30 protein-coding genes and 1 tRNA gene are annotated in these 25,509 nt (G+C 41.3%); 12 read left to right on the top strand and 19 right to left on the bottom strand.

Annotation, left to right across the window (positions count from 1 at the left end):
* Positions 1-17: 17 nt before the first annotated feature.
* The 3 genes from ala to queC are packed head-to-tail and all read left to right on the top strand — an operon-like array spanning position 18 to position 2,413.
* A complete protein-coding gene (gene ala / locus QXI54_04935; GenBank protein MEM0302498.1) occupies positions 18-986 on the top strand; it encodes an alanine dehydrogenase in 969 nt (322 codons plus the stop codon).
* On the top strand, positions 983-1,669 hold the full coding sequence (locus QXI54_04930; protein ID MEM0302497.1) for a TIGR00289 family protein: 687 nt from the start codon (positions 983-985) through the stop codon (positions 1,667-1,669). Before ala ends, QXI54_04930 begins: the two co-directional genes overlap by 4 nt.
* Positions 1,670-1,687: 18 nt before the next feature.
* Positions 1,688-2,413, top strand: coding sequence for a 7-cyano-7-deazaguanine synthase QueC (gene queC / locus QXI54_04925; GenBank protein MEM0302496.1), 726 nt, complete (start codon positions 1,688-1,690; stop codon positions 2,411-2,413).
* A gap of 229 nt (positions 2,414-2,642) precedes the next feature.
* Here the strand turns inward: queC and QXI54_04920 are convergent, their stop codons facing one another.
* The 4 genes from QXI54_04920 to QXI54_04905 are packed head-to-tail and all read right to left on the bottom strand — an operon-like array spanning position 2,643 to position 4,953.
* On the bottom strand, positions 2,643-3,395 hold the full coding sequence (locus tag QXI54_04920) for an NAD(+)/NADH kinase (protein ID MEM0302495.1): 753 nt from the start codon (positions 3,393-3,395) through the stop codon (positions 2,643-2,645).
* Entirely contained in the window at positions 3,392-4,141 is a 750-nt protein-coding gene (locus tag QXI54_04915) for an inositol monophosphatase family protein (protein MEM0302494.1), read from the bottom strand. Before QXI54_04915 ends, QXI54_04920 begins: the two co-directional genes overlap by 4 nt.
* A gap of 1 nt (position 4,142) precedes the next feature.
* Positions 4,143-4,706, bottom strand: a complete 564-nt coding sequence (locus QXI54_04910) for a hypothetical protein (protein MEM0302493.1) — start codon at positions 4,704-4,706, stop codon at positions 4,143-4,145.
* The gene (locus tag QXI54_04905) at positions 4,699-4,953 is read right to left on the bottom strand and encodes a UPF0147 family protein (protein ID MEM0302492.1); all 255 of its coding nucleotides are present in this window, start codon (positions 4,951-4,953) and stop codon (positions 4,699-4,701) included. The genes QXI54_04910 and QXI54_04905 overlap by 8 nt, the downstream gene beginning before the upstream one ends.
* Positions 4,954-5,006: 53 nt before the next feature.
* Here QXI54_04905 and QXI54_04900 point away from each other — a divergent pair, with 53 nt between their 5' ends.
* From QXI54_04900 to QXI54_04890, 3 genes are all read left to right on the top strand, one after another.
* Positions 5,007-5,381, top strand: a complete 375-nt coding sequence (locus QXI54_04900; protein MEM0302491.1) for an Sjogren's syndrome/scleroderma autoantigen 1 family protein — start codon at positions 5,007-5,009, stop codon at positions 5,379-5,381.
* Positions 5,382-5,483: 102 nt separating this feature from the next.
* On the top strand, positions 5,484-6,122 hold the full coding sequence (locus tag QXI54_04895; GenBank protein ID MEM0302490.1) for a RimK-like ATPgrasp N-terminal domain-containing protein: 639 nt from the start codon (positions 5,484-5,486) through the stop codon (positions 6,120-6,122).
* The gene (locus QXI54_04890) at positions 6,091-6,948 is read left to right on the top strand and encodes a RimK family alpha-L-glutamate ligase (protein ID MEM0302489.1); all 858 of its coding nucleotides are present in this window, start codon (positions 6,091-6,093) and stop codon (positions 6,946-6,948) included. Before QXI54_04895 ends, QXI54_04890 begins: the two co-directional genes overlap by 32 nt.
* Here the strand turns inward: QXI54_04890 and QXI54_04885 are convergent.
* From QXI54_04885 to QXI54_04870, 4 genes are all read right to left on the bottom strand, one after another.
* On the bottom strand, positions 6,926-7,399 hold the full coding sequence (locus QXI54_04885; GenBank protein MEM0302488.1) for a YkgJ family cysteine cluster protein: 474 nt from the start codon (positions 7,397-7,399) through the stop codon (positions 6,926-6,928). The two genes, QXI54_04890 and QXI54_04885, sit on opposite strands and share 23 nt — an antisense overlap.
* 49 nt (positions 7,400-7,448) lie before the next feature.
* Positions 7,449-7,718, bottom strand: coding sequence for a hypothetical protein (locus tag QXI54_04880; GenBank protein MEM0302487.1), 270 nt, complete (start codon positions 7,716-7,718; stop codon positions 7,449-7,451).
* Positions 7,715-8,713, bottom strand: a complete 999-nt coding sequence (locus QXI54_04875; protein MEM0302486.1) for a hypothetical protein — start codon at positions 8,711-8,713, stop codon at positions 7,715-7,717. Before QXI54_04875 ends, QXI54_04880 begins: the two co-directional genes overlap by 4 nt.
* A gap of 120 nt (positions 8,714-8,833) precedes the next feature.
* Positions 8,834-9,580, bottom strand: a complete 747-nt coding sequence (locus QXI54_04870; protein MEM0302485.1) for a winged helix-turn-helix domain-containing protein — start codon at positions 9,578-9,580, stop codon at positions 8,834-8,836.
* A gap of 86 nt (positions 9,581-9,666) precedes the next feature.
* On the opposite strand from QXI54_04870, the gene QXI54_04865 reads away from it, so the two are divergent.
* Complete coding sequence (locus QXI54_04865; protein ID MEM0302484.1) at positions 9,667-10,776, top strand: 4Fe-4S binding protein; 1,110 nt, start codon at positions 9,667-9,669, stop codon at positions 10,774-10,776.
* A gap of 14 nt (positions 10,777-10,790) precedes the next feature.
* On the opposite strand, the gene QXI54_04860 is transcribed toward QXI54_04865, so the two are convergent.
* The 4 genes from QXI54_04860 to QXI54_04845 form a co-directional block, all read right to left on the bottom strand.
* Positions 10,791-11,279 carry a BsaWI family type II restriction enzyme gene (locus QXI54_04860; protein ID MEM0302483.1) on the bottom strand — a complete coding sequence of 163 codons (489 nt, stop codon included), beginning with the start codon at positions 11,277-11,279 and terminating at the stop codon, positions 10,791-10,793.
* Entirely contained in the window at positions 11,276-11,515 is a 240-nt protein-coding gene (locus tag QXI54_04855) for a hypothetical protein (GenBank protein MEM0302482.1), read from the bottom strand. The genes QXI54_04860 and QXI54_04855 overlap by 4 nt, the downstream gene beginning before the upstream one ends.
* Before the next feature lie 2 nt (positions 11,516-11,517).
* On the bottom strand, positions 11,518-12,366 hold the full coding sequence (locus tag QXI54_04850) for a site-specific DNA-methyltransferase (protein ID MEM0302481.1): 849 nt from the start codon (positions 12,364-12,366) through the stop codon (positions 11,518-11,520).
* Positions 12,367-12,433: 67 nt separating this feature from the next.
* Positions 12,434-12,892, bottom strand: coding sequence for a GNAT family N-acetyltransferase (locus QXI54_04845; GenBank protein ID MEM0302480.1), 459 nt, complete (start codon positions 12,890-12,892; stop codon positions 12,434-12,436).
* 40 nt (positions 12,893-12,932) lie between these two features.
* Between QXI54_04845 and QXI54_04840 the strand changes: the two genes are divergently transcribed.
* Positions 12,933-13,880, top strand: a complete 948-nt coding sequence (locus QXI54_04840) for a M20/M25/M40 family metallo-hydrolase (protein MEM0302479.1) — start codon at positions 12,933-12,935, stop codon at positions 13,878-13,880.
* On the opposite strand, the gene QXI54_04835 is transcribed toward QXI54_04840, so the two are convergent.
* The 3 genes from QXI54_04835 to QXI54_04825 all read right to left on the bottom strand — a co-directional run bounded on the left by QXI54_04835 (position 13,875) and on the right by QXI54_04825 (position 16,386).
* On the bottom strand, positions 13,875-15,296 hold the full coding sequence (locus tag QXI54_04835) for a dihydropteroate synthase-like protein (protein MEM0302478.1): 1,422 nt from the start codon (positions 15,294-15,296) through the stop codon (positions 13,875-13,877). The genes QXI54_04840 and QXI54_04835 overlap by 6 nt on opposite strands.
* Positions 15,293-15,547 (bottom strand): hypothetical protein, encoded by a 255-nt coding sequence (locus QXI54_04830; protein MEM0302477.1) that lies wholly within the window; start codon positions 15,545-15,547, stop codon positions 15,293-15,295. Before QXI54_04830 ends, QXI54_04835 begins: the two co-directional genes overlap by 4 nt.
* A 62-nt stretch (positions 15,548-15,609) precedes the next feature.
* Positions 15,610-16,386, bottom strand: a complete 777-nt coding sequence (locus QXI54_04825) for an NAD-dependent deacylase (GenBank protein ID MEM0302476.1) — start codon at positions 16,384-16,386, stop codon at positions 15,610-15,612.
* Positions 16,387-16,435: 49 nt separating this feature from the next.
* Between QXI54_04825 and QXI54_04820 the strand changes: the two genes are divergently transcribed.
* The 3 genes from QXI54_04820 (at position 16,436) to QXI54_04810 (ending at position 19,029) form a co-directional block, all read left to right on the top strand.
* On the top strand, positions 16,436-17,518 hold the full coding sequence (locus tag QXI54_04820; protein MEM0302475.1) for a tRNA pseudouridine(54/55) synthase Pus10: 1,083 nt from the start codon (positions 16,436-16,438) through the stop codon (positions 17,516-17,518).
* A gap of 33 nt (positions 17,519-17,551) precedes the next feature.
* Positions 17,552-18,913: a PAS domain-containing sensor histidine kinase gene (locus QXI54_04815; GenBank protein MEM0302474.1), complete on the top strand. Its 1,362-nt coding sequence runs from the start codon at positions 17,552-17,554 to the stop codon at positions 18,911-18,913.
* 43 nt (positions 18,914-18,956) lie between these two features.
* Positions 18,957-19,029: transfer RNA gene (locus QXI54_04810), tRNA-Gln, on the top strand.
* A gap of 69 nt (positions 19,030-19,098) precedes the next feature.
* Here QXI54_04810 and QXI54_04805 read toward each other — a convergent pair.
* Genes QXI54_04805 through QXI54_04795 form a run of 3 tightly spaced genes read right to left on the bottom strand, consistent with a single transcriptional unit; the run spans position 19,099 to position 22,784 of the window.
* Positions 19,099-20,088, bottom strand: coding sequence for an NAD-dependent epimerase/dehydratase family protein (locus QXI54_04805; protein ID MEM0302473.1), 990 nt, complete (start codon positions 20,086-20,088; stop codon positions 19,099-19,101).
* Positions 20,089-20,092: 4 nt separating this feature from the next.
* On the bottom strand, positions 20,093-21,529 hold the full coding sequence (locus tag QXI54_04800; GenBank protein MEM0302472.1) for an aldehyde dehydrogenase family protein: 1,437 nt from the start codon (positions 21,527-21,529) through the stop codon (positions 20,093-20,095).
* A gap of 1 nt (position 21,530) precedes the next feature.
* Entirely contained in the window at positions 21,531-22,784 is a 1,254-nt protein-coding gene (locus QXI54_04795) for a hypothetical protein (GenBank protein ID MEM0302471.1), read from the bottom strand.
* An 83-nt stretch (positions 22,785-22,867) separates the two neighbouring features.
* Between QXI54_04795 and QXI54_04790 the strand changes: the two genes are divergently transcribed.
* Complete coding sequence (locus QXI54_04790) at positions 22,868-25,144, top strand: DEAD/DEAH box helicase (protein ID MEM0302470.1); 2,277 nt, start codon at positions 22,868-22,870, stop codon at positions 25,142-25,144.
* Here QXI54_04790 and QXI54_04785 read toward each other — a convergent pair.
* On the bottom strand, positions 25,141-25,413 hold the full coding sequence (locus tag QXI54_04785) for a UPF0058 family protein (GenBank protein ID MEM0302469.1): 273 nt from the start codon (positions 25,411-25,413) through the stop codon (positions 25,141-25,143). The two genes, QXI54_04790 and QXI54_04785, sit on opposite strands and share 4 nt — an antisense overlap.
* Between the last annotated feature and the right edge of the window lie 96 nt (positions 25,414-25,509).

Raw genomic sequence — 25,509 nt, 5'->3', positions numbered from 1 at the left:
CATCCTTGTGTTTAGTTATGGAGACTTTAATTCTATCCGCTGAGGAAGTAAAGAAGCTTATAACGATGAAAGAAGCGATTAATGTGGTTGAAAATGCATTCAGAGAATATTCATTATCAAAAGCTCTCATGCCCCCAAAGGTTTACCTCACATTTGAGCATGGCGACTTGAGGGCTATGCCCGCCTATCTCATGGGTTACGCTGGCGTTAAATGGGTTAACTCGCATCCAAAAAATCCCGAAAAGGGTTTGCCTTCCGTTATGGCTGTGCTGATTTTGAACAATCCCTCAAACGGATTTCCTTTAGCTGTTATGGATGCGACCTTTTTGACTTCATTGCGAACTGGCGCAGCTGGAGGAGTGGCGGTGAAGCATCTCGCAAGAAAAGACAGTAGAGTTTTCGGATTTATAGGCTGTGGAAAACAGGCTCGCTATCAACTGCTTGCAATCAAAGAACTATGCAAGATTGAGCTCGTAAAGGCTTTTGATGTGAGCAAGAGAGCTGAGGAGAATTTTAAAAAGTTCTGTGAGTCGCAAGGAGTGAACTGCGAGCTGAAAGAAGCAAAAGAGGTCTGCGATTGTGACGTTCTCATAACAACAACCCCCGCAACAAAGCCCGTAGTGAGAGATGAGTGGATAAAGAAGGGAACGCATATAAATGCAATTGGTGCAGATGCTCCAGGAAAGCAGGAACTTGAAATAGAGCTCTTGTTAAGGGCTAAAATAGTTGTTGATGATATGCATCAGGCTTTACATGGTGGGGAAGTGAACGTTGCGGTTTCTAAGGGCATAATCTCCGAGAAGGACATTCATGCAACTCTCGGCGAAGTCGTTGCGGGATTAAAGAAGGGTAGAGAGGGCAAAGAGATAACGATTTTCGACTCAACCGGGCTTGCAATTCAAGATATCGCTGTAGCAAAGCTTGTTTACGAGAAAGCTGTTGAGAGAAATGCTGGAAAGAGAATAAGACTTATTGATTTAGAATGAAAATCGCAGTTCTCACTTCTGGAGGCAAGGATTCGATTCTTGCTTTGCATAGAATTGTGAAAAGCGGAGTTGTGAGCCATAAAGACGTTGTTCTCGTAGGAGCATATCCAAAGAATCCAGAGTCTTTCATGTTCCACACAGTAAACCTGCACATGCTTGAAGCGATAGCAAAATGCCTCGATTTACCGCTGGAAAAAATATTTGTTTCTGGAGAGGAAGAAAAAGAAGTCTCTGAGCTTGAAAAGGGACTATCGGATTTGAAAATCGACGGGATTTGCGTTGGAGCAATCGCCTCGAAATATCAATACATGCGGGTTGAAAAAATATGCAAAAATCTTGGGCTAAGACTTTTTGCTCCACTCTGGGGGGAAGAGCCTGAAAAGATTTTGAATGAAATCGCTACGAATTTTGAAGCCATAATCGTCAGCGTATCTGCAATGGGTCTTGACGAGAGTTTTTTGGGCAGAAGAATTGATGAGAGGCTAATTGGAGACTTGAAAAAGGTGAGCAAAAGATATGGTGTGAATTTGGCGGGAGAAGGCGGAGAATACGAATCTCTTGTGTTAAATGCTCCTTTGTTTAAGAAGAGACTTGTTTTAAAGAGACTTGAGAAGTTCTGGCAAGGAAGTAGCGGAGTGGCAATCGTTAAGGATTACGAAATCGTAGATAGAGATATATTCTAAAGTTGCCAGTCTGTTCTTATGAAGGCGGTGCTAATTTTCAGCGGTGGCGTGGATTCCTCAACGCTTCTTTATTACCTACTCAGCAAAGGCTATGAGCTTTCCGCCCTTACATTTATCTACGGTCAGAGGCATTCAAAAGAAGTTGAATTCGCTAAAAAGCTTACTGAGAGGGCAAGATTGGTGAAGAATTTTGAGCATCGAATAGTTGACATAACTTCGATACACGAATTAATATCCTTGGGGGCCATAACTGGCGATAGCAGAGTTCCTGAAGGGTTTTACACTGAAGAAAGGCAGAGAGCAACAATTGTGCCAAACAGAAATATGATTCTGCTTTCCATAGCGGTTGGCTACGCTGTTAAAATTGGAGCAAAAGAAGTTCACTATGCTGCACACAAGAGCGATTACAGCGTTTATCCTGACTGCAGAAAAGAATTTGTAAAGGCGATGGACACCGCAATCTATCTGGGCAATCTATGGAACGAAGTTGAGCTCAGAGCACCTTTTATTGACATGAGTAAAGCTGAAATCGTAGCACTGGGTTTAAAGCTTGGAGTGCCGTATGAGCTCACTTGGAGCTGTTATCGTGGCGAAGCCCGACCATGCTTGAGCTGTGGAACCTGCGTTGAGAGAACTGAAGCCTTTTTGCTAAATGGAGCCAGAGACCCCTTGCTAAGCGAAGAAGAATGGAAGAAGGCTGTTGAGATTTACAGAAGCTTTAAAGAAAATGTGCCTCGGGAGTAACACCGTCATTCACCGCAAGCAAACGCTCGCTCATGACGTTTGACCCCCCGAGGGCTGTCCCATGTTCGGGTTGCCCCAGAATCATTGCAAGCATTTTTGCTCGCTCTTCAGGGGACCTATCAACATGGCATGTTCCCCCGAGCTCGCAGAAAGGCTTCATCGCAAGCTCCGCTTCCTCCGCCTCTTCCCCGTTCGGGGGCTAAAAATAGTCTGCAAGAGATATTAAATCTTATTCTATTTTCTTCATAATATAGAAAAGATGCTTAATTCTGTCTACACGTTTAAAGAAAACCGCAGGAAATTCCGATTTCGTCACAACAATTCTGCTCGTCTCAAAAGTTCTTTTTCCATCAACAACCGCAATTCCGCCTGCTTTGGCTTCAAGCTCAACAACCCTATCAATTTTAATCACTACTGGCTTCCAGCCAAATCTGAAGGGAGCAATGGGCACTATGAGCATCGAGCTGTGATAAGGTTCCACAACAGGACCGCCAGCGGAGAATGAGTAAGCGGTTGAGCCTATTTGCGTTGCCACTATTATTCCATCACATCTGAGCCTGTCAACCTCAACGGAATCAATCTTAATCGAGAATTCTGTAAGCTTTGCCCTTTCTTTGCCAAGAAAGGCAATTTCATTTAAAGCTAAGCATTCCCCATTATCGCAGGAGCATTTTATTCTGTCAAACTTCTCAGTCTCGAATTTTACAAGTGCATTTCTAAGCTTTTCTTCAAAGTCCGCCGAATTTGAGTGTGTCAAGAACCCAATTCTCCCAGAATTTATGCCAAAGATTGGAGGGCATTTCCTGACTTCTTGAAGAATTGAGAGAATTGTGCCATCACCACCTATGCTGACTATGAAGTCAAAGTTCTCAAGCGATTTTGAGGGCTTTGAAAAGCTTTTAACTTCGTGACCAAGCTCCAAAATGACCTTTTCAACCTTTTCAAGGATTTCGGGTGACTTGTAAACTATTGCGGACTTCATACAACCAGCTCCAGCAATTGCCTATACAGCTTTTTGTTCGTGGCAATAACATTTACTCTCTCCGCGATTTCAAACTTCTTTTTCTCCAATGAATTGCCCTTCTCATCTACAGCAATTCCTCCAGCCTTTTCAAGAATATATACCCCACCAGCGATGTCAAAGATCCTCAACATTCCCCTCAGATCTATGAAGCAGTCGAAAATACCCTCAGCAACAAAGCAGGTTTCAAGTGCTGCACTGCCAAGGGCTCTTATCCTCTTAAATGGCAACATGCGATCTGGGTAATAGACGATTGCATTCAGCTCTTCTAATTTCTCCTTCTCTCCTACCTTTATCTCCTTTTCGTTTTTGTAAGCCTTCGAGTCAGCATAATATTCATCGCAACTGCATAGATTGAAAACATAGCCAAAGAAAGAATCGCCAAATTTTTCCGAATCAGAGAAGCATAAACTTACCGAATAAATTGGAATCCCGCGAACTGCATTAAAAGTTCCGTCAAGAGGATCAAGAGCTACAAAAACGTCCCCTTCACCAACATATCCGCATTCTTCGCTTAAAATTCTAAGCTTTTCTTTTTTTAGAACTTCCAAAGCTGCATTTTCGGCAACCTTATCAACAAGCTTTGTTACCCCGCTTTTACCAATCTCATAAAATTCTCCTCTTCTTCCTGCGGGAATGCTGTTAATAGCTTTGAGGACATTCTTTGCAACCTCTCTTGAAAGACTAAGTGCGAGCTTTTCGTCCATGCTAAAATTTCAACTGCGAGGACAAGATATACTTTACTGAATGATCAGCGATGGCTGTCAAAAGCGGGACGGAAAAATTGTCCTGAAGGTAAATTCCGTTAATTTTTCTAATTCTCTCAACCACAGTCCCGCAAAGAACCGCAATTAATGCAGAAATTTGAAGCAATTCCAGAAGAGCTAAAGCGATTGTTGAGGATAAAAACATCGTCAAGCTTGCAAAATTGTCTTTTCCAGAAATTTTTCTTGCTATCCCCGCAGTCCCATCTCCCACAATTGCGGTGATAAGAGCCACAAAACAGGAATCTTTCGGAAAGAGAGCTGTAACAGTCAAAATTGCAATAAGAAAATACATGTAAGCACCGAGCTTCTTTTTTTCATATTCTCGCGCTAAAAAGCGAAAGTAGCCCCTCTTAAGCCTGAGGAATTCAATCGGTAAAAGGATCGCTATTACGAAAATCAAGGACAAGATTAAAAGCTCTTTGCCAAGAAAAAGATATGCGGGTATGTATATAAGCCCGGAAAAATGGATTGATTTTCTGAGGAGCTCTTTTCTAAGCTCACTCAACAGAAATCCTCTCTAACTGGCTCGCAAGGTTCCAGATCATTGTTCTAACGTGCATTGGAATATTTGGATCCGAAGATATGTCTTCCAAGACCGTTATTGCCGAGGCAGCTTCCACCGAGACTTTTTTGCTGGAGAGCAGTTTTTCCTTAATTTCACTTGCAACTCTCCTGACACTTCTCGGGACAGTATCGTCCTGTATAAGTCTGTCTAACGTATCTAAAACACTCTCAGGCACCTTTTTCGCCATCCCCATCACCTCAGAATGGCAACTTTTTAATATTCTCTGGGACACTGAATATCGTGAGTAATAAAAAAATTTCGGATGAGAGCATAATTGACGCGGCTCAGCTCTTACGCAAGGGAGCAAAGATGTTATCCTACTACTGCCCCGAATGTAAGTTCCCACTTTTTGAGGCAGAAAATAAAATATTTTGTCCAAATTGTGAGAGAGAAGTAAAAATAGAGAAAAAAGAGGAGACTTCTGGTGAAATCATTGAGAAAGGAGAGAGGAAAATTCTTGATGAGAAATCAGGATTAATTTTCACCAAACTTGAATCCGCAATTAGCAAAGTTTGCGATTTGATTCTGCAGGCAAACTCCGCAGGAGACGTAAAAGCTCTTTCAGAATCACTTGAAAAGCTCGTGAGCATTCTCGAAAGAGTCAAAAAGCTTTAAAAATTTTACAATATGAAATATATTATTTTTCTATATTTTGTGTCGAACTTATCCCTAATCGGGCAGAAAAGCTTATATCTTTTGGGATTTACTTTTTCTTAGATGATAGTAGTTGGGGAAGGTGAAGATCAAGAACCGCCAGACGATTTTCTTAGAAAGAGCGTCAGGGATACGGTTTTAAATCTGCTTGGAGATTACCGATATCTTTCAAAAGGGTATTATGTTTCTCTGCATGCCGAAGAGAATGGTTGCGTTGTTTATCCAAGCGTTAAAAACGCTTTGGACATCTACAGAGCTCCAGTTTTTGTTGAGAGATTAAAAAAGGCAGGTATTGAAACTCCAGAGGTTTTTGCACTCAGAGATCCAAACCCGGAAAGATGTGTTCTCGTTCCACTCAACCCCTTCTCGAGAAACTCTGCAAAGATTATCAGGAGCGAAAGTCAGTACGTCAAATACTTCAGGAGCCTTAGTATGGATTACCATTACCCAGTTGTTCAAGTTCGTGCTAAAGGAAATGTGGAGGAATTCGAATTCTATATGGGTAGAACCAAGGGGTATGATAACTGGGTTTTCCGAAGAATTTTCGAAGTTTTTGGAGTTCCGCTGGGGAAAGTGCTTGTTGAGAGAATTGGAAATAAAATCCGACCATTCTATTTTATGCCTATAATGAAAAATGAAATCGACTTTAACTTTTTGAAAGAGGTGTTGAATGAGAATTGCATGCTTTGTAGAAAGTTATAACTTTACGCAAAAGCAAGAAGTCCAAGCACTGCAGATTTTCTCTGAGACTGCAAAAAAAATGGGTCACGATTTTGAATTACTTGGAAAGGAGATTCTGGAAAGGATAGATAGATTTGACTCAGTCTTCATCAGAGCTACAACTGATCCGCTCTTTACAGCTTATACAGTCTCAAGACTTGCAGAAGAGATGGAAAAAAGAGTGATAGATGACTCGGAAAGCATCAGAATTTGCTCAAACAAGATTGCAGTTTATTACAAGCTCAAAAAGGCAAATATCCCAATGCCAGAAACGAGAATAGTTTACAGTCTCGACGAGCTTGAATACACTGCGGAAGAACTCGGATATCCGCTTGTCGTAAAGAGCCCGAATTCGAGGTTTTCGCTATACGTCGAGAAGGCAAACAACTTTTCAGAACTATCAACTATTGTAAGACGCTTCATGCGCAGAAGCAAAGCGGTTCTGCTTCAGGAGTTCATGCCAACTCCCTTTGACTGGCGTATTGGAGTTCTTGGGGGCGAGGCGATTTACTCTTGCAAATACCTCATTCCAAAGGGTGGCTGGAGAATCAGGGATTACGTTGGCAACAAGAAAGTCTGGGGAGATGTTATTGCGATAAAGCTCGATAATATCCCAAGAAAACTAAGGAAACTCGCTGAAGACTCTGCCAAATGCATTGGCGACGGTCTTTATGGCATAGATATTAAGGAGTTCAATGGCAAATACTACGTGATCGAAGTGAACGACAATCCAACGATCATGCACGGTTGTGAAGATACCAAGAACCCTGAGCTTTACGAAAAGATCATCGAAGCTCTTTCAAATTAACCTCAAATATTTTTTCTGTCTCCGGCTCTTCAATTTTCAGGATCTCTTCAAGCTCTCCCTTTTCAAGTTCCCTTATCAAATCGAGTATTTTCTCAAGGGCTATGTTCATGTGCTCCTTTAAAACGTCCTCATTCTCTTTCAGGAATTTTACGAGTGGGCAAATGGTCTCTTTTTTTATGTAGAGTTCGAGCTTTCCTTCTCTAATGTCAAAAGTTATTGGACCAGCGACGCATGTTTCAGGCTTAATTCCGTGAATTTTGCACTTCCCGTTATCGAAGAAAACACAATAACCGTCATTTTTCAGCTTTAAATGTTTGTATTTACCAAATTCTACAAAATCAGAGCTTATTCCATTTTCAAGCAGAATTTTAAGCCTTTTATTCGAGATCGGCGGTTTTGCTTCGAAACAGCATTTCCCCCCGCATTTTGAACAGATCTCAATGAAGTCCATAAATCGAATCGCTCACCGATTTTTAAATTTGTTTCTAAAAAACAAAAGATTAGATCTCAAAACTCATGTTTTCAAGGCTTTCAAGCTCTGAGAGGATATCTTCCATCTCTTTCAGGTCTTCTTCAATGTCATTGATCCCGAGATCTTCCGTGCTACCAGAAATTGGTGTGGTCTGGCTTGGGATAGCAGGAGTTTGAGTCTGGGTTTCGGGGATTGGAGTCTGAAGTGGGGTTGTTTTGGGTGTCTCAGTGCTCTGCTCAGGAGCGGAACAGCCCATTAAAAGAAAGCAAAAGAGCAAAAAAATTGGGAGTAATTTCATGTCGTGCACCCGAATTCTATCGTTACGCTATCGTTAAAGCTCCCAGTCGTGAACTTATCGTTAACGCACTTCTTGTATGCGTAGCTTCCGTTTCCATCCATAATGAGAGTTCCGTTGCCGTGTGCTATGATCTTGAAGCTTCCCTCGCCTTGAACTTCTGCATTTCCTCTGACTACAATTGCAACGGTTGTGCCATTTGCCTGACTAACCGCACTTTCAGGATTTACGCTAACATTTCCGCTTCCCTTGATCAGTGCATTCAGGTTCCCACTAAGAGTAAATGTCCCGTTAACGTTCGCATTCACAAACCCATTGGTTGGCTTTGGCTTGTATTCTTTTGCAAGCTTCTTAGCTTCGTTAAATGCAAGATCGATCTTCTTCTTCAGTTCTTTCAAGTCTTTGAAGACGTCCTCGCCGTTGGCAAGCTTTTCCTCGATCATTGCAAGCGTTGAATTTGCATCATTTATGGCATTTCTTAACTGAGTCGTATCGAGTCCATAGCTTTCAAATCGATCCGCAAGCTCTTCAAGCTTTGCGATCACATTCTCCATCTGTGATATCGCATGCTCATAAGCAATAAGTCTCATTTCCTTGGACATGTTGATCCATAACTTCCCGGTTTCCTTCATCGCACCCCTGAGCTCATCGTAGTCCTTTGCATTCGAGATCTGAATTCTTATCTGCTCCATTTTCTGATCTAAATTTCTTATTCGATCTTGAATTCTGAGCTTCGATTCCTCACCGAGATTCGATGCGTTCACTTTTTCTCGCATTCTCTCTATCCATTTCTCGCAGTTCTGAACCCAGTTCATCATTCTTTCCTTGTTCTCATTGAATATTCTCTCTCTCCAATCTGGAGCTTTGTCAGTCAGTGGTTTACCATCCATTCCCTTATTTGGAGGCGTCGCTACCGCCAATCCCGCCGCCGAGATCAACATAGCGAGCAACACCAAACTCATTATGAGCCATCCCGCCCTCATCTTTATCACCAACATTGAGTCGACTTCTTTAAATATAAGGAAACTTTTCAATCAAGTGGATTGAGTTCTATTTAAAATCTTCCGAAGTTTTACAAAACTTTAAGAAACTTCATTTTGCTTTTTAGATGATTCTAATTACTCTTCCAACTGGCATAAAACTTTAAGAGTCTTCAGACCATCATTTGTAAGCATGTATTTTCCCTCTGGCTCCTCCTTAGCAACGTAGCCCGCTTTAATCAGGGTTCGAAGATGAAATTGCAAGTGTCCGCCCTTAATGGATGTTATGCGTTCCAATTCAGCGTAGCTCTTTTTACCTTTCGCCAAAGCCTTAAGGATTCGAATCCTGAGAGGGTTTGAAACCGAAGATAGCTTTTCTGCAAGCCCTTCACTAAGCAACGAAGGGTCTAATTTCTGAATTATTTCCTTTCTCAAATTCAACGCTTCTCTCTCTTTCATGGATCTTTCAAGAATTCTTTCAAGAGCTTTGAAAACTTCTATCGCATTTTCCATACAGCTCTCATCCTTGCAAACCTCTCTGTATTTTTCAACAGCTTGAAGCTGTTTTCTAATCTCCTTGAGCCCGTCTTCAACTCCATTCTTCGCTATTATTTGCAGAATTCTGAAGGAGACTTTTTCCATCCTTTTGGTGCAGATCTCCTTTAAATTGCAACCCTTCGAGCTTTCAGCTTTGAATTTGTCGAGTTTTTCGTTTATTTCAGCTGTAACACTGTATATAAGCTCTCTTTCATTCATCTTCATGCTTGTTGCTTCAATAACTGCGTTTAACTGCAAAATTGCATCTTGAAGTAAGTTTACGGCTTTAAGTATCTCATCAAGCTTTTTCGCAATTTCTTCGATCTTATACTCAAGGATGCTCTTCATAACTCCAGTCGTTTACGACTATATAAAACTATAGCAAATGCGATAAATCTATATAATATCCAATCAAATTGCTTCGAGGTGAGAAAATGCATCACTCGCACCATTTGGAGATTTACGAAAAACTCAGGGAAAAGCTTGACAAAGCTCCGGTGGGGATGCCTAAAACTGTAAGTGGAGTTGAAAAAGAGATTTTGAGCGTTCTGTTCAGCGAAGAAGAAGCAAAGATTGCTTTGCAAATGCCATTTATTCCATTCACTGCTGAACAGCTTGCTGAAAAAACAGGGAAGAGTTTGGATTACATCGAAAGAATTCTGAACGAGATGGCGAAAAAAGGCACGGTATGGAAAGGCGAAAGGAAAGGCAGAGTGGAGTATAGGCTCTTCCCAACTGTTGTAGGACTTTTTGAGATGCAATTTTTGCCTGGGCCAAGAAATGAAGAGATGCAAAGAAAACTTGCTCCGCTTTTCTGGAAATACCATAGAGAAGGATTTTTACATGAGCTCGGTGATAGAAATCATGCGGTAATGAGAGCCTTGCCTGAGAGAGACACGATTTCCGAGAAAACTGAGATTTTGCCTTATGAAGATGCAGTAAGGCTTGTAAAAGATCGTGACTACCATGCGGTTGGCTATTGTGCGTGCAGAATCATCTCAAAGTTCCATGGCGAGGGTTGCAGGCATTCCTTGGAGAACTGCCTTCATTTTGGCTCACTTGCAAAATACATGGTCGAACATGGCTACGCGAGGAAAATAACCGCAGATGAGGCAATTGCAATTTTAAAGCATGCGAACCGCGAGGGGCTTGTGCACACCACTGAGAGAAGCCAGGGACCAATAAGCACGATCTGCAACTGCTGTAGCGATTGCTGTGCCTTCTTTAGAGCGGTGCATGAAGCGAAGCATCCAAAAACTATAGCACATTCAAGCTACATTGCAAGCGTCGATCTTGGCAAATGTCTTGCTTGCGGTATTTGCATGCTCCGCTGTCCGATGAAGGCGGTCAGGGTTAAGATAAATCGAGAACCTGCGAGCATCGATGCTGAGAAATGCCTTGGTTGCGGGGTTTGCGTTCCAACTTGCCCAGTTGAGGCTATAGAGCTCGTTTTAAGAGAAGAAAAGCCAGATATTCCAGATCACAGAACCTACATTCAGCAACTATTGGAAGACAGGGGGAAAGACTTTTCAGCTTTGCTTTAAAATCTCAGCATATTTTAGAGAGTTTCTAAAAACTCTTTAATTTTGTCAATAGATTTAATTTTCGAAGTTAATTTTGAAAAATCCTCTCTAAGTCCGTATTTTTTCTTGTAGTGTTTGATTAATGCATTGAACTTTTGGGGATCAGTTATAAAAGTGCAGTCGATTACATGGAGCAAAATATACCGATTCGTTTCAGTTTTGAGTTCTTCATCCTTATCAGGAGTTATAAATATTATTTTCGTATTTTCGGTTCTATCAGATTTTTCGAGTTCTCGCTTCCAAAAGGCTGTTTCTGTAAGTCTCTCCCTTAAACTTGTTTTGCAGGAAATAATTGCTTTGACCCGTTTGGTCTCCTTTCTCAGAACAAGTATATCAGCATCAGGCAAAATTTCGTTCCAGTTCTTAATCGCTATTTGCTCTCTATATTGAGCAAGAGCTTCATCCCCGGTTGCAATTTCAAACCTATCTCTAAGATTAGTATCATTTTGTATTACCTGATTCAAACATTAAATACCGCATATTCGTAAAGCGTTCCTTTGCAGGTTTTCCATGCTTGGTCTAAACTCCTGGAAGTATTGTAGAACGGATTGAGATATCTACGCAATTCTTTCTCGGTAATATCGTCAAATTTCTGAACAGCAGTTAAATAGTCCCCAAAAAACTCCCTCACAACAATCTTATTGTATTCCTCAATCAAAACTTTCAGAATTTCTTCTTTACACTTAAACCCACGTCTCATATCTATTCTTCCAATTGAGTCTCTATCAATTTTTTCTGGTGGATTCTTCCTTCGCTTATCAATCTTTTTTTGGCAATCTCACAGTATTTTCTGTCGATTTCAACTCCAATGCCAATGCGATTTGTTAGGGCACAGGCTATCAGTGTAGTTCCACTACCCAAAAATGGATCAAGCACAACGTCGTCAACAAAGCTGAAAAGTTTGATGCATCTCATGGGGAGCTCGAGCGGGAATGGAGCCGGATGTCCAATCCTCTTTCTATTCTCCCCCGGAAAGCTCCACAGACCATTTGTCCATTCTATGAATTCCTCTCTGCTTACATCGGATTTTCCTTGTTTTGCTTTTTTCCATTTTTCTTTATAAAGCAAAACTATGACTTCCACTGGAGCTATAACGTAAGGAGCGCTTGCACTAAGCCAAGAACCCCATGCGGTTCTTCGCGATATGTTGCTTTCATTCCATATTATCGTGCTGAAGTATTTCCAACCTACTTTTTTTGCAATTTCCAAGATGTCAGCGTAAACGCTCTGAAATCCCTCCTCCTCACGACCTTTACTTTTGTCGAGCGGTATGTTCAGGCACATTCTTCCGTCTGGTTTTATTAAGTCCAAAGCTTTTCTCAGCCACTTCTCCGTGAACTCAAGGTAATTTTCGTATGGAATGTTGTCTTTAAAGGAGTCGTAATGGATATCGACGTTATAGGGAGGAGAAGTAACAATGAGATCAACAGAGTTTGATGGAATCAAAGCAGTTGTAAGGAAATCGTCGTTCAGAATTACAATTCGTCCATCTTCACTTTGAAAGTATACTCTTTTATCATCCTTCTTTAGATATTCTTGTGTAGCTTCCACAACCATGGCGATATAATCTGATATAAAAATACTTTCTTAAACTGGTCAAAAAGCCTATCAAGGTATTTTACAGTTCTTTGACCATCCTAACCCATTTTCCGAGTTTTCCCGCTTCTTTAAAATCCTTGCCAATGTAGAACTTTTTAGCCTCGTAATTCGTTTCGCCAACCCATAACTCTGCTAAGCTTCTTCCACGCTCAATTGCGTAGCTTAAAGCAGAACTGAGAAGCTTTGAGCCTATTCCCAAACGTCTGTATTCAGGCAGAACAAAGATTTCATGAATCTCGCCCACTCTCTTAAGCTCAAAGATGCTTATCCAGTTTGTATCGCATGCGACGAAGCCAACCGCTTTTCCGTCTATTTCAGCAACCATGAATCCACCATGGTCTCTTGCAAAGAGCCATTTGAAGTAGCCCTTAATGATTTTCCTGCTTTTGTAAGCGTATCTTTCCAGTCCACGGTAGCTTTCGGTGTATACCTTCACAAAACTCTCAAGATCTTCTTTGGTAACTCGCCTTATTTCCACCAACAGTAAAGCTTTAATTTCTGTTTTTAAACTCTTTTGAGTGTTGCTGAAAAAGCTTGTAGAGATTCAATCGGTTAGCGGACATGAAAAAGAGCTCAAGAACTTTGTGAGGGATTTTCTTGAAGAACACGGTTATGAGATTTTCGAGCACGAGCTTTTCATTGTGGCAAACCCAAAAAGCGATCTGATTGTGGCGACCCATTTGGACACTGTAAGCATTAAATCTGAATTCAGAACTGACGGAATAAAAGCCTATGGGACTGGCGTCGCTGATGCGAAGGCGAGCATTTCCGCAATGCTTCAAGCAGCTTCGAAAGGTGTAGACTTTACGCTTGCATTTTTCTGCGATGAAGAGGTTAACGGAAGCGGCTCAAAGGCTTTTATCGAGCTCTGGAATCGTGGAAAGTTTGCAGTAGTTATGGAACCCACCAGCCTCAAGATAGCGAAAAAACACCTTGGATGCATAGAAGCAGACCTGACTTTCAAGGGCTATCCCTGCCACGCTTCAATGCCAGAAAGCGGTGTTAATGCAATTCATAGGGCTCTCAATGCTTATCAAAAGCTTTCTGAAAAGTTCAGAGTGAGCATTTTGAAAATAGACGGTGGAAGCTGGGAATATGTCATTCCAGAGCATTGCTTCATGAGGCTTGACTTTCTGCTTGAACCCGGAGAACTAAATGAAGCTCTTGAGGAACTAAAAAAAGTTGATGCAGAATTAAAAATTCTCGAGTCTGCAGAGGGTTTTTACAGCGGAAAAGTCGTAGAACTTTTGGCTAAAGCGATGGAGCTTTCTGGTTTAAAGCCAGAATTCAGCGTTATGCCATCATGGACTGATGCCATAAATCTTGCCAAGAAGTTCGATGTCGTTGTCTGGGGACCTGGAGAACTAAAGGATTGTCACACAAACAGAGAGTTCGTCGATTTGATTGAAATCGAGCTGGCTAAAAATGTTCTGCTAAAGCTTAATGAGATTTACAAAAGCCTATAGAAATCCAAAGTTCAGCTCACGATCTTGAATGTAGTTCTTTCCAAGTCTCAAAGCGATTTCAGCCTTCATGAGCTCTCTGCCCAGATAGCCAGCGTGGTCAAGCCTTGAAACCAGACCAAGCTTTAAAACTGTGTCGAGTATTTCTTTGGCAGTTTTTCCAGCAATTATCGCCTTTTCGTGCTTGCAAAAGATCTTCCCGTCTGCGATGAAGATTATAAAGTCCCCGCATGGATCTCGAATGAACTCATCGCTTTTCTTTGCTTCAAGGAATTCTTTTGACTTTTCGGCAGTCTCATACTTCACTTTTTCTTTCAAAACAAGCATCGAAATTCCAGCGTCTTTTGGTGGAGAACTTCTTATTTTTGCAATCTTTGCCAAATAGCTCGCTCTCTTAAGCTCTTTAACGCTTCCAGTAGTCTTTGGGCTCGCTTCTGTTGTGAAGAGCAGATTACAACCGATCTCTTCTGCAATGAAGGCAAGCAAAGCGTTAATACCAACGCTGTCCGCATCACTGAGCTCTGTAACATTGCCAACACCAAAGAGCAGTGGAGTTGCTTTGTCGAGTTTTCTAAACTCCAAATACCTTTCTATAGACTCTGCAACCTTAAGTGGAGGATCGAGTATCGGATCAGCGATCACCTTTTCAGTCTTTGCTCTTGCAAGCTCAATTAGTCTAAAGAGTTTCTCAAGATCCCTCTCAGCAACTACAACCGCCTGATCTTCAATCAAGTCAAGTATTTCAGTATTGGAGCTCGAAAGACTCATGATCATGTCGACTCCATGCTTCACCGCGATCTCAATGGCTTTGGGGCTAAAGGTGTCAACGCTTATCGGCACTTTTGAATGATCCACTGCAATCTTGATTGCCTTGCTTACAAGTTCACTCTCAAATACAATTGGAATTCCGAGATCCACGATGTCTGCACCACTTTCAACGTAGTAATCAATTCTCTCCCTGAGATCTTCAAGTTTCAGCCTGTGGATCTCAGCAACGATCTTCATTCTGCTGTTTCCACCAATCTTCACATTACCTATTTTGAAAGTATGATCTTTTTCGAGCTCATCAACCGCCTTGATTGCTTCTTCAGCCCTCTTGCCCTCAATTAGTCTGCAGGCGGGAATTTTATGCGAGAACTCGATTTTATCAACGTAATTCACCACCTCTCGCAGATCGTATGCATGCAGGGGACCAAGACGAACTTTAACGCCTTTTCTACGCTCAAATTCCGCCCAGTTGCAGTCTGCAGTCAGTCCAGGAACTAAAACAAGATCGTAGCCCTCAAGTGGTGCCTTTTCAAGTAGCTCTGGGGTTATGAATGCTGCAACGTCTATGTCGCAAATGTAAACATCAGTATTTGGCGAAGAACTGCGAACGAGGCTTTCAGCAAGTTTTCCAGTAACAACAAGCACATTCATAATATCCCATTGAATAAAAAGCAGAGAATTTTCTCCAACTCTTCACGTCGAAAATTTCTGCTAATCCTTATAAAATTGCCATCAAAAGCGATGGAGCCATTCTTGAACCTATAGGCATTCTTAAATGGATAGATCTTACACTTTTGCCCGCCCAATTTTTCAAGGTCTTTGGTTGGAATCTTAAAATCCAGTTTTAGTGTGAACGACAGATCGTCGCCAACCGCAACAACCCCTTCAAATTCTCTTCTCAAAACACTTTGAAGCTCCCAAGGCTTCCATTTTTTCGAATTTGCTAAATCGTATAGCTTTAAGATTAAATCTTTCGTAGTTTTTTCACCTCTTCAACGATTTTCGGCAAAATTTCTCCAACTTTTCCTTTTATGATATAGTCCGAAACACCTTCGTGAGTGAGCGGTGTTTCTTCGAAGTTCACTTCTATAACCTTTGCTCCATGCCTTTTAGCAACCCGCGGAAGCTCTGCAGCGGGATAAACGACCGCAGAAGTTCCGCAGACGAGCATTAAATCGCATTTCATCGCTTCTTCAAAGCTAAGCTCGTAAACATCTCTTGGAATTGGCTCAGTGAAGTAAACGACGTCCATTTTTAGCGGGCTTCCGCATTCTTTGCACATCGGGATTCTTCTATCTTCGAGATCTTTTGAAAATTCTTCTCTTGGAAATCTACAACCACAGTAAATGCATCTCAACTTTGAAATGCTACCATGGAATTCTAAAACTTTTTTGCTTCCTGCCTTCTGGTGAAGCCCATCGATATTCTGCGTTATCACAGCCTTAATTAGCCCCATTTCTTCGAGTTCAGCCAAGGCGTAATGAGCGGGATTTGGCTGGGCTTTTTCGAGAATGCTGTAAAAAGGAGATCTGAGAGCTTCATCCCAGTATTCCTTTGGGCTTCTCAGAAATTTGCCAAAGATCTCATAGGATCTCCTTTCCGCCTCAGGATCTCTTGTCCAGATCCCAGAAGGTCCTCTGAAGTCAGGAATACCGCTCTCAGTCGATATCCCAGCTCCGGTGAATGCAATAGCATATTTAGCATTGACAAGATCTTCTGCGGCTCTCTTTATCAGATCCATATTTACTTCTCGAAGATCAAATTTATTACTTTAACGCATAGTAGACATAATGATCTGCAAAAGATGCGCCGAAAGGCTAAAAATTTTTCCAGCAGGAAGCGAAAGCTGTTCATTTTGTGGTGGTATTTTTGAGAAAATCGACGATATCTCAGAGGAGATCTCAAAAAAGCTTGATTTCGAGTTTGAAAGCTTTCAAGTCGGTATAAGGAGTGAAGGTAGCTTTAGAGCTTTGCAGGAATTTTTTGAGCTTATAGGAATTGATTACGACCTCAAATCGGAGATAAAGAATGAACTGCAGTCAAAACTAAAGTCGATAACTGGTAAAAGGCTCTCTATTGATCCTGACGTTCTTATAATTTTCAATCCAGAAGATTTAAGCTTTCAAATAAATATTAAGCCAATATATATTTACGGGAGATATATAAAGAGGATAAGAAACATTTCTCAGACAAGATGGCTTTGTGGAAAATGCAAAGGCGTGGGATGCGAGATCTGCAATTATACAGGCAAAAGATATCTTTATTCCGTTGAAGAATTAATTTCAACTCCCGCAATTGAGCTCTTCGATGCAAGAGATGCGGTTCTTCATGGATCTGGCAGAGAAGACGTGGACGCAAGAATGCTTGGCAATGGAAGACCTTTTGTTCTTGAGATCATCGAACCAAAGAAGAGAAGGGTTGATTTGAGCGAGCTGGAGAGAAGAATAAACGAGTTCTCAAAAGGAAAGGTTGGAGTTAAGCAATTGAGCTATGCAAATTCTGAAGACGTTGAAAGAGTTAAGGAAGAAAGATTTAGGAAAGTCTATAGAGCAAAAGTCGTTTTTGATAGAGAAGTGAGCAAAGAAGAGCTTGAGAGAGCACTTAATGAGCTTATTGGTGAAATAAGGCAAAAAACTCCAGAGAGAGTTCTTCATAGAAGAGCGGACAAACTAAGAATCAGAAGGCTTTATAAGGCTGAAATTTTAGCCCATTTTGGCAAAATTGCAGTTCTAAAATTCGAAGCTGAGGCAGGACTTTATATAAAGGAGCTCGTAAGCGGAGATTCTGGCAGGACTGAGCCAAGCCTGTCAAAGAATTTCAAGGCTTTTGTTGAAAAACTCGACGTGATCGATGTTTTGGAGTCGGAAAAATAAGAAGATATATATGCTCAAAATAGGGATAATTTGATGCAAAATAAAACCGATAATAATATCCTCATCACGCTAATTGGACTATGGATTGCTATTTTAGGGATTTGGGCTTTTATATACTTTTCACGCCCCAACATGAATTTTGATGTTGAAGATGTCTTTATTGAGGGGCTTCTGTTCATACTCGCACTTTTTCTGCTTTTCTTAATTCGGAATTTCAAGCCATTAATTCTTGGCTGGGGGATTTTCACTCTTGCACTTGGCATCGACTTGCTTGATGAGTTCATTCTTGATCCAGAATTTTTTGGAACTTTCGTTGAGGGCATTCTTAAGGCATCTGGCTTAATACTGCTATTTGCTGGAGGAATTAAATTCGTTGGTAAACTTCAGGAAAGAGGGGCTACTGCGGAAGAGAACCTTGAATGGTTCAGAAAGCTTGTCGATCTAACACCTGTGCCTTGTATCGTTTACACCGAAGGAAAATTTGTTTACGTTAACAAAGCTGTGGAAGAAGCAACAGGCTACACGAAGGATGAACTTTTGCGCGGAATTTTCTGGGAGCTCTTTGATGAAGAAGAAAAGGAAAAGATGAGAGAAGTAATGAGAAAAAGGCTATCTGGAGAGCCAGTCGAGCCATATTTGCTCAGAGTGAAGCGAAAAGATGGAAGTTACCGAATACTAAAAGCCTTTGGAGTCTCGGATATCTGGCAAGGAAAAAGATTCGGAATTGTAGCATTTGCAGACGTTACACAACTTGAAGAAGAGAGAAAGAGAAACGAAGAGCTTTCAAGAATGATCTCGCTCATAAATAGAATTCTTCGCCATGACACGCTGAATGCTCTCACGACCGCTCTTACATACATGGAAATTTACAAAGACACGGGAGAAGAGACGTTCTGCCATAATGTAAGATCACAGATCGAAAGGGCGGTTAATATCGTAAAGAACCTTAAAAACTTTGAAGAAGTCGTTAAATTGGGAGAACTCAAGATAATGAGCGTTAAAAGCGTGGCTGAAGAAGTGGCGAAAGGTTTTGGCATTCCGATCAGCATTGAAGGGGACTGTGAAGTCGTCGCAGATGATGGTCTTAGAGTGATATTCGAGAACATTTTCCAGAATGCGGTTCAGCATGCTGAGACAGAGCGAGTGGAAGTGAAAATAAAGAAGTCTGGAACTTACGCTGAGATCAGAATTGCAGACTTTGGCAAGGGTATTCCAGATGAAGTCAAGCCTCGAATTTTTGAAGAGGGCTTTACCTATGGTGAAAAAGCCTCCACAGGCTTGGGGCTTTACATAGTCAAGAGACTTGTTGAAAGATATTCTGGAGAGATCAAGGTTGAAGATAATAAGCCAAAAGGAACAGTTTTTGTTATAAGGCTAAGGGCGGTTGAAAAATAAGCAAACCAAAACTTTGATAAATCGAAAGTCCAAAGACTTTTGAAGCCCCGTGGGGTAGCGGTCAATCCTGCGGGACTCTGGATTCCGCGACGCCGGTTCGAATCCGGCCGGGGCTACTTATTTGATTTTTTGGAACTTTGGCAAGAGTCTACTACTAACCAAAATCGTGGTGATTTTCTTGAGAACTAAATAAAACCATTCTCCCTATACCAATCAACAGTCTCTTTCAATCCAGTCTTTAAATCGTATTTTGGTCTGTATCCAAGCTCTCTTTTTGCCTTCTCTATCGAGTAAGCTCTATCTTTGGTTATGGAATCCACAGTTTTTACATGCCACATGAAGTTCTCTCTTCCAAGAATTCTGTTTGCCAATTCGACTGGGAAGATCATAGCCTTCGCCATAAAAACTGGTATATGGAATTTCGGTGCCTCTCTTCCTAAAATTTCTGCAAGGATCCTGTAAACTTGGTTGTAGGTGTAAGCTTTATCCTCGCTTATAATATAAGTCTGATTTACCGAATTTTGTTTTTCAATTGCTAATAGGAAGCCATTTACGACATCGGAAACATGAACAAACTGAATTAAATTCTCACCGCTCGAGACGATGAACTTTGTTGCGAGAGAATTTTTTGCAAACGATGTTATGAACCAGTAGGAAACGTCATCGACATTGTATGGACCATATATTCCAGAAGGTCTTAGAATTGTAAACTCAATGCCCTTGCTTGCATAACTCCTCACAAGTTGCTCTGCTTTTAGCTTTGACTTCCCATATTCGTATTCTGGATTGGGTGGCATGCTCTCATCTGCTGGAGGATTTTTTACGGGTCCTATGACTTCGGTAGTGCTACAGTAAATAAAGCGTTTAACTCCATTTTTTAGCACCGCTTCAAGCAAATTCTTCGTCCCCTCAACGTTTATCTTCTGGTAAAGCTCCTTTTTGCCATAGAAGGTGTAGTATGCTCCAAGATGAATTACTATATCGACGCCTTTGGTAGCTTCTTTCAGAGATTCGTAGTCCAACAAATCCGCATATCTCTTATCAATTCCCTCAAGTCGCGACGTATCGCTGGTTTTTCGAACCATGGCAAAAACATTGTATCCTTCATCAGCCAATTTTCTCGTTAGATGTCCACCAAGAAATCCAGAAGCCCCAGTAACGAGAATTTTCTCCATAAAGCTACACCATTGTCTTTTCTCTATAATAAACAGGCTTTGTAAAGGCTCGGGGAAATAGAATACCATCGTATGGCTCTAATGGACTTCTCATGAACATGTCCTCTATTGGAACTATTCGATGAACCGAGCTTGCAAGCTCCTCTAATAGGGAATTTTTAACTTCAGGTTTAACCGCAATACCAACTGTCTGGACTCCATCAACGCCACTGTAGGATCGAAGTTTTGGTATTTTCCTCACCCATTCCACAATTTCGAAATAATCGTCAAGAAGGACCATTTCAATGAATCTTCTACGCACAAATATAGAGAATTCCGGATATAAATCGAAGTGATCTTCAAAAAGACTCGTTTTCTTTGATAAAACTACAGTCCAAGGGTTTTCTGGGGTTTTTGAAGATTCCAAAAATGCCCCCTTGAAAATTAACGCCCTTTTTACTTTTTGAAGCAGGTAGATATATGAGTCACTTGCCTTCATAGGCAACTCCATGCCGATTCTGTCGAGATTTTTAGCCAGAAGCCTTAAAAAGTCTTTTGCATTTTCGTATTTTCCTACAAGAAAAGCAACTGTTGGAGAACTGCAAAGTTGCTGATCGTATAACACCACATTTTTAGCCAAAGCTTCTGCAGTTTTTTCATTGAAGTTGTCTTCATCAATCACAGCAACTCCCGTCAATGGACCGTTTATGAGAATCTCTGGACGATTTGGATTTTTTGCTACAAGCTGACAGATCTGGTCTCTCGCCTCCCCCGCGCCCCAAAAGTTAACCACTCCTAACTTAGCCTCAGTTAGGAGATAATTCAAAGACTCGCTGTTGTGCGTGAAATAGCTCAAAACAAATGCTTGGAGCATTTTGCTTGCAAATTCTGTCTCTAATTCTTTCAAATAGGAAAAAACGGAGAAAATCACTTCATAGTTAACAACCGACGGTTTCAGGATTGTAAAATTACCCGTTAGAAGGGAAATCACTGTGGGTATTAAGGCGGGAATCGAGGAGTTTCCAGATCCAATTATAAAGACTGGTCCTTTTGGTAAATATCGAATGTATTCCCCATCTTCTATTTGAAAAAAGGATTCAAGAGCCTTTAATTCGGTGCCAAAAGATGCTTCAATATTCTTTTTTAGCGCCTTATAATCAAAAACTGAGGGAATTAAGGAGAACTCAAATTCCACCATTTTCTCGCTGTATCCCGTTAGAGCGGAAGTTCTGCTTATCAGAGGTTTCAAAGAGCCTTGCTCAAGTTTTTCAAGCCAAATTTTTCCCAACTCAGAAATCGTTCTAAGCCTATCCTCTATTGGAGTTCTGGATAGCAAATTTTGGATTTTCCCGCTCCCAGAAATCAAACTTTGCAGAGCTTTTTTGCTTACTTCCAATGTCTTTGCTCCATTTACCTCTTTCTCTATAAAATCAGAATTCTCTGGAACAAGTGGCTTCAACATTTTACTCCCTCTTCATCATCTCTTCCAGTGTTCCGCCACATGCTCTCTGCAAACTCCAGCCTTCCTCAACCGTTAGTCTTCTTACGTAAACAAATTCCTTGCCATAGTAGCAATTCGAATCATGTGTCCTCATTATATCTCCTGGATAAAATACCTCAAGCCAAGAAGTTACAAATGGATTGAATATTCCCAAAATGCCCTCTTTTCTATCCTCTTCCATGTAATCGTAAGTTTTCGGGTCGAGCAAGAATACTTGCGAGAGAGGGTGAGGAACTTTGTCCATATATCCGAATCTGTCTATCAAAGCGGTTAAAGTCTCCGTCATGCCCAATACATCCATGAACGGGGTTGGCACATCCTTTCCATCTCTATCTTTGGCTTTGAAGAATTTTCTTGAAACTTCCACTATTTCTCCATAAGGAGGTAGTTCATAGCCCTTAGATCCACCGCCCGTGACAATCACTCCGCCCTTTCCAAGATTGGCGGGTGGTGCACCAGATAAAAGCTTATAAACAATTCTGCGGAGAACTCCCATGTTTTGGAATCTCTGAGAGAGGAGGTAAACTCCTGCTGGGGCTGTGAAAAACAATTTTGGCTCTTCTTTGCTTTTTAAGAATTTCAATATATTTTCCCTATCTGGTTCGAGCTTCTGCCATGCACTTTCGCTTCCATCGATCAATTTCATTCCGTAAAAAAGCGGTATTTTCTTGTTTTCGAGAGTCAAATCGACGAAAGCGACAAAGCTGAGCCTATCTCTAAGCTCTGGAGAAGCAAGAAATAATGCTACACCCTTTCCTTCTTCCAAAACATCTCCATATACATACTCAAAAAGATCCGTGTTGGCTTTTATCATTATAGCCAAATCCAATGGGCTTCTGTAGATCTTAACTGGGTTGCTTTTGGTGGTGCCACTCGAGAAGAAGTATTTGCCCCCGCTCTCGACGTCTTTGATCAGGAATTGCTTTTGTCCCTCTCCACGGAGGATGTCTGAAGGAACCGCAAGTTTAGCTAAATCTTGAAATTCAGCATTCTTTGGATTTAGATCGAGGCGTTCAAAAAGCTGGGCATAGTAATCGCTATGCCTACTAAAGAAGTCTAAGCATTCTCGAAGTAATTTTCTTCGAAGCTCAAGAAGTGCGTCTGGGGATTTTTTAAACAGAGAAGTGTCATCTATTAGCTTCCATATTTTCGAAACGTAAGGATCGTCGAGAAGTTTTGATTTACTTGCTAACTTGAGTATATCCGAACATTTCATGATCTCTCCTCAGAAGGGGCACGCCATATGACTTAAAAAAGTTACGTGAAAGACTTTATTACCACTCATAACCGAAAAACTTCGTGCTCGAAGATCTTTTCTGTCCCAAGTGCAAGAGGCTCAAGAAGAGGTGTATTTGCGGAGGCACGGTGAGGGACAGAAATCTGGAATTGCTGAAGAGGAATTATAAGGAATTTTTGAAGCCAATTTTTGATTGCAATGATCCGATCGTTTTTTACGATGTTTTCCAGCCATTCGACGAAGTCCCAACTGAACCCATTGAGTTTTTACCGATAGCATTGCAGAAAGCACTCAAGAGCAGGGGAATTGAAAAGCTTTATCCTTTCCAGAAAAAAGCTATAGAACTGCTCAGAAATGGTAAAAATGTCGTAATCACCGCTCCAACTGGTTTCGGAAAAACTGAAGCCTTCACGATTCCGATGCTTGAAAGAGTTTCTGAAGGCAAGGCAATGGTCTTTTATCCTACAAAAGCCCTTGCCAGGGATCAGGAGCTGAAGATAAAACACTACGCAGAAAGCGTTGGACTGAAGGCTGTGCGATTCGACGGAGACTCAACTCCAGAAGAGAGAAGAGCGGTTCTCAGCGGTTCAGCTGACATCGTGCTTACAAATCCTGACATGGTTGATTTTCATCTCCGCAACACTCCCGCATTTCGCTCCTTTGCAAGGCAAATTGTATTCGTTGCGGTTGACGAGCTTCACGTCTACACAGGCTTTTTTGGCTCAAACATGCATTATTTGATTAAAAGGCTGTCAAGATTTGCAGATTTTCAGATTGCCTGCGCTTCTGCAACGCTTTCCAATGCAAAAGAATTTGCAGAAGAGCTTTTTGAGAGGGAATTCATTCATGTTCATGGAGAGCACAGAAAAACTCCATTGAACTTCATAATGCGGGAATGCGGTAGCGTATATTCCGCAATTCTCGATATAGTTCGTTCTTATCCTCATAAGAAGATTTTGATCTTTGGAAACAGCTACAAGACTGTGGAGACAATAAACTGGATGCTGAGAAAAGCGGGAATCAACTCAGCGGTTCATAAAAGTGGTTTAACGAAAGATGCCCGAGACAATGTCGAGAAAGATTTTAGGGATGGGAAGCTAAAGGTGGTTGTTGCAACGCCAACGCTTGAGCTTGGCATAGACATTGGAGATGTCGATATTGTGCTTTCAGAACTCGTCCCTTATGCTCAATTTTTGCAGAGAATTGGTAGGGCGGGGAGAAGGGGGCAGGAAAGCATCGGAGTGCTTTTGCTACGCTCAGATGATCCGATTTCGAGTTTTTACAAAAGTAATCCTAAGGACTACTTCCTAAATGAGGCAAATGGCTACGTTGAGAAGAAGAACGAGGAGGTTATGAAGTTTCAGACTCTCTCGATGATCGTAGAGAAGCCAACTAAAGCTGAAGAGATCGATCAAACCCTATTGAAATATCTGATCTCTGAAGGCTATGTTAAGCTTGGAAATTATCTTTCGGTAACAGAAAAAGGTCATAGCTTCATTCGAAGTTTTTCAATGCGTGGAATTGGCGATAGGGTGAAGATGATCTGCGAGGGCAAAGATCTTGGCGAGAGGGTTTTGCCAATAGCGATCAAAGAACTTTATCCAAATGCACTCATAATCCACGATGGCAGAAAGTATAGATCAAAGTCTCTGAACTTGGCAGAGCTTTACGCTGAGCTTGAGCCTGCTGAAGGCGAAGAAATAACGGATCCACTTTACAACTCGATTCCGAGAATTATTCAGATCGAAGAAAGCATAAAAGAGCCTGTAAACGCTATCTATACGACACTTGAAGTAACGATCTCTGTTTACGGATACATAAAGCGTGATCTGTTCAAAGAGAAAAAGAGCGTTTATTACCTTGATGAGCCGGTGGAGTATTCCTATAGGACGAAAGGTTTCGTCTTTTCATGTCCCTTCCCGGAATTCGAAGAGCAAGAAGATTTCTTCGCGGGGAGCTTTCATGCTCTTGAGCACGTGCTCATTGAGTCAAGCAACGCTTTAACGGGAGGCGGTAGCAGAGAAATGGGTGGCATTTCAACTCCAGAAGGGGATATTTTTGTCTATGATGCCACCATTGGAGGCAATGGACTGAGCAAACTCCTATTCAGAAAGCTTAAAAGGGGTTTTGAGATTGCACTTCAGATTCTCGAGAATTGTGAGTGCAAACGTGTTGATGGATGCCCAAGATGCACCTATAGCTACCAGTGCGGTAATAACAACAAGCCTTTGAACAAAAATGGTGCTAAAGAGGCGATCAAGCTTATACTCAGCGGAGAGAGAAGGGAAACAAACTGGAAAAAATATATGGAATCTGCGGATTTTCGCTACTTCCCCTAATGTTCTGCAATCGCAATTCCCTTAACCGCCTGACAAACTCTTTCAAGTTCTTCTTCTCTGCCAATAGCTTTCATTATGCCATAGCAGAGCTTCATTATGGCATCTCTATGCTCAACCTTCTGCCTGAAAATCTGCACGGGCAGGATTTTCATCGAATCGTATTCGTGGAAATACTCGTTTTCGATGCCAACCGACTCGAAAAACTTTTTTATCTGAAACAGAAGAAGATGGAGATGCACAATCTCTTCCTTTCCAAATTGCCCGGACATATTGTGATGTCTATTTTTAATATATAAAACTATCGTTTGATAAGTTTTTAAAAAGCTTTTTAAGCCGAACAAAGGAATCTAAACTATTAATTCGAG

This window comes from Archaeoglobaceae archaeon (genome assembly GCA_038734275.1).
GTDB lineage: Archaea > Halobacteriota > Archaeoglobi > Archaeoglobales > Archaeoglobaceae > WYZ-LMO2.
This window is presented reverse-complemented; position numbering and strand designations above follow the sequence as displayed.

What these genes read in the sequence shown, in the direction of transcription:
- ala (MEM0302498.1), top strand. Translation starts at nt 18, where the DNA reads ATGGAGACTTTAATTCTATCCGCTGAGGAAGTAAAGAAGCTTATAACG.
- QXI54_04930 (MEM0302497.1), top strand. Translation starts at nt 983, where the DNA reads ATGAAAATCGCAGTTCTCACTTCTGGAGGCAAGGATTCGATTCTTGCT.
- queC (MEM0302496.1), top strand. Translation starts at nt 1,688, where the DNA reads ATGAAGGCGGTGCTAATTTTCAGCGGTGGCGTGGATTCCTCAACGCTT.
- QXI54_04920 (MEM0302495.1), bottom strand. Translation starts at nt 3,395, where the DNA reads ATGAAGTCCGCAATAGTTTACAAGTCACCCGAAATCCTTGAAAAGGTT.
- QXI54_04915 (MEM0302494.1), bottom strand. Translation starts at nt 4,141, where the DNA reads ATGGACGAAAAGCTCGCACTTAGTCTTTCAAGAGAGGTTGCAAAGAAT.
- QXI54_04905 (MEM0302492.1), bottom strand. Translation starts at nt 4,953, where the DNA reads ATGGCGAAAAAGGTGCCTGAGAGTGTTTTAGATACGTTAGACAGACTT.
- QXI54_04895 (MEM0302490.1), top strand. Translation starts at nt 5,484, where the DNA reads ATGATAGTAGTTGGGGAAGGTGAAGATCAAGAACCGCCAGACGATTTT.
- QXI54_04890 (MEM0302489.1), top strand. Translation starts at nt 6,091, where the DNA reads ATGAGAATTGCATGCTTTGTAGAAAGTTATAACTTTACGCAAAAGCAA.
- QXI54_04885 (MEM0302488.1), bottom strand. Translation starts at nt 7,399, where the DNA reads ATGGACTTCATTGAGATCTGTTCAAAATGCGGGGGGAAATGCTGTTTC.
- QXI54_04880 (MEM0302487.1), bottom strand. Translation starts at nt 7,718, where the DNA reads ATGAAATTACTCCCAATTTTTTTGCTCTTTTGCTTTCTTTTAATGGGC.
- QXI54_04875 (MEM0302486.1), bottom strand. Translation starts at nt 8,713, where the DNA reads ATGTTGGTGATAAAGATGAGGGCGGGATGGCTCATAATGAGTTTGGTG.
- QXI54_04870 (MEM0302485.1), bottom strand. Translation starts at nt 9,580, where the DNA reads ATGAAGAGCATCCTTGAGTATAAGATCGAAGAAATTGCGAAAAAGCTT.
- QXI54_04865 (MEM0302484.1), top strand. Translation starts at nt 9,667, where the DNA reads ATGCATCACTCGCACCATTTGGAGATTTACGAAAAACTCAGGGAAAAG.
- QXI54_04855 (MEM0302482.1), bottom strand. Translation starts at nt 11,515, where the DNA reads ATGAGACGTGGGTTTAAGTGTAAAGAAGAAATTCTGAAAGTTTTGATT.
- QXI54_04835 (MEM0302478.1), bottom strand. Translation starts at nt 15,296, where the DNA reads ATGAATGTGCTTGTTGTTACTGGAAAACTTGCTGAAAGCCTCGTTCGC.
- QXI54_04825 (MEM0302476.1), bottom strand. Translation starts at nt 16,386, where the DNA reads ATGGATCTGATAAAGAGAGCCGCAGAAGATCTTGTCAATGCTAAATAT.
- QXI54_04820 (MEM0302475.1), top strand. Translation starts at nt 16,436, where the DNA reads ATGATCTGCAAAAGATGCGCCGAAAGGCTAAAAATTTTTCCAGCAGGA.
- QXI54_04815 (MEM0302474.1), top strand. Translation starts at nt 17,552, where the DNA reads ATGCAAAATAAAACCGATAATAATATCCTCATCACGCTAATTGGACTA.
- QXI54_04805 (MEM0302473.1), bottom strand. Translation starts at nt 20,088, where the DNA reads ATGGAGAAAATTCTCGTTACTGGGGCTTCTGGATTTCTTGGTGGACAT.
- QXI54_04800 (MEM0302472.1), bottom strand. Translation starts at nt 21,529, where the DNA reads ATGTTGAAGCCACTTGTTCCAGAGAATTCTGATTTTATAGAGAAAGAG.
- QXI54_04795 (MEM0302471.1), bottom strand. Translation starts at nt 22,784, where the DNA reads ATGAAATGTTCGGATATACTCAAGTTAGCAAGTAAATCAAAACTTCTC.
- QXI54_04785 (MEM0302469.1), bottom strand. Translation starts at nt 25,413, where the DNA reads ATGTCCGGGCAATTTGGAAAGGAAGAGATTGTGCATCTCCATCTTCTT.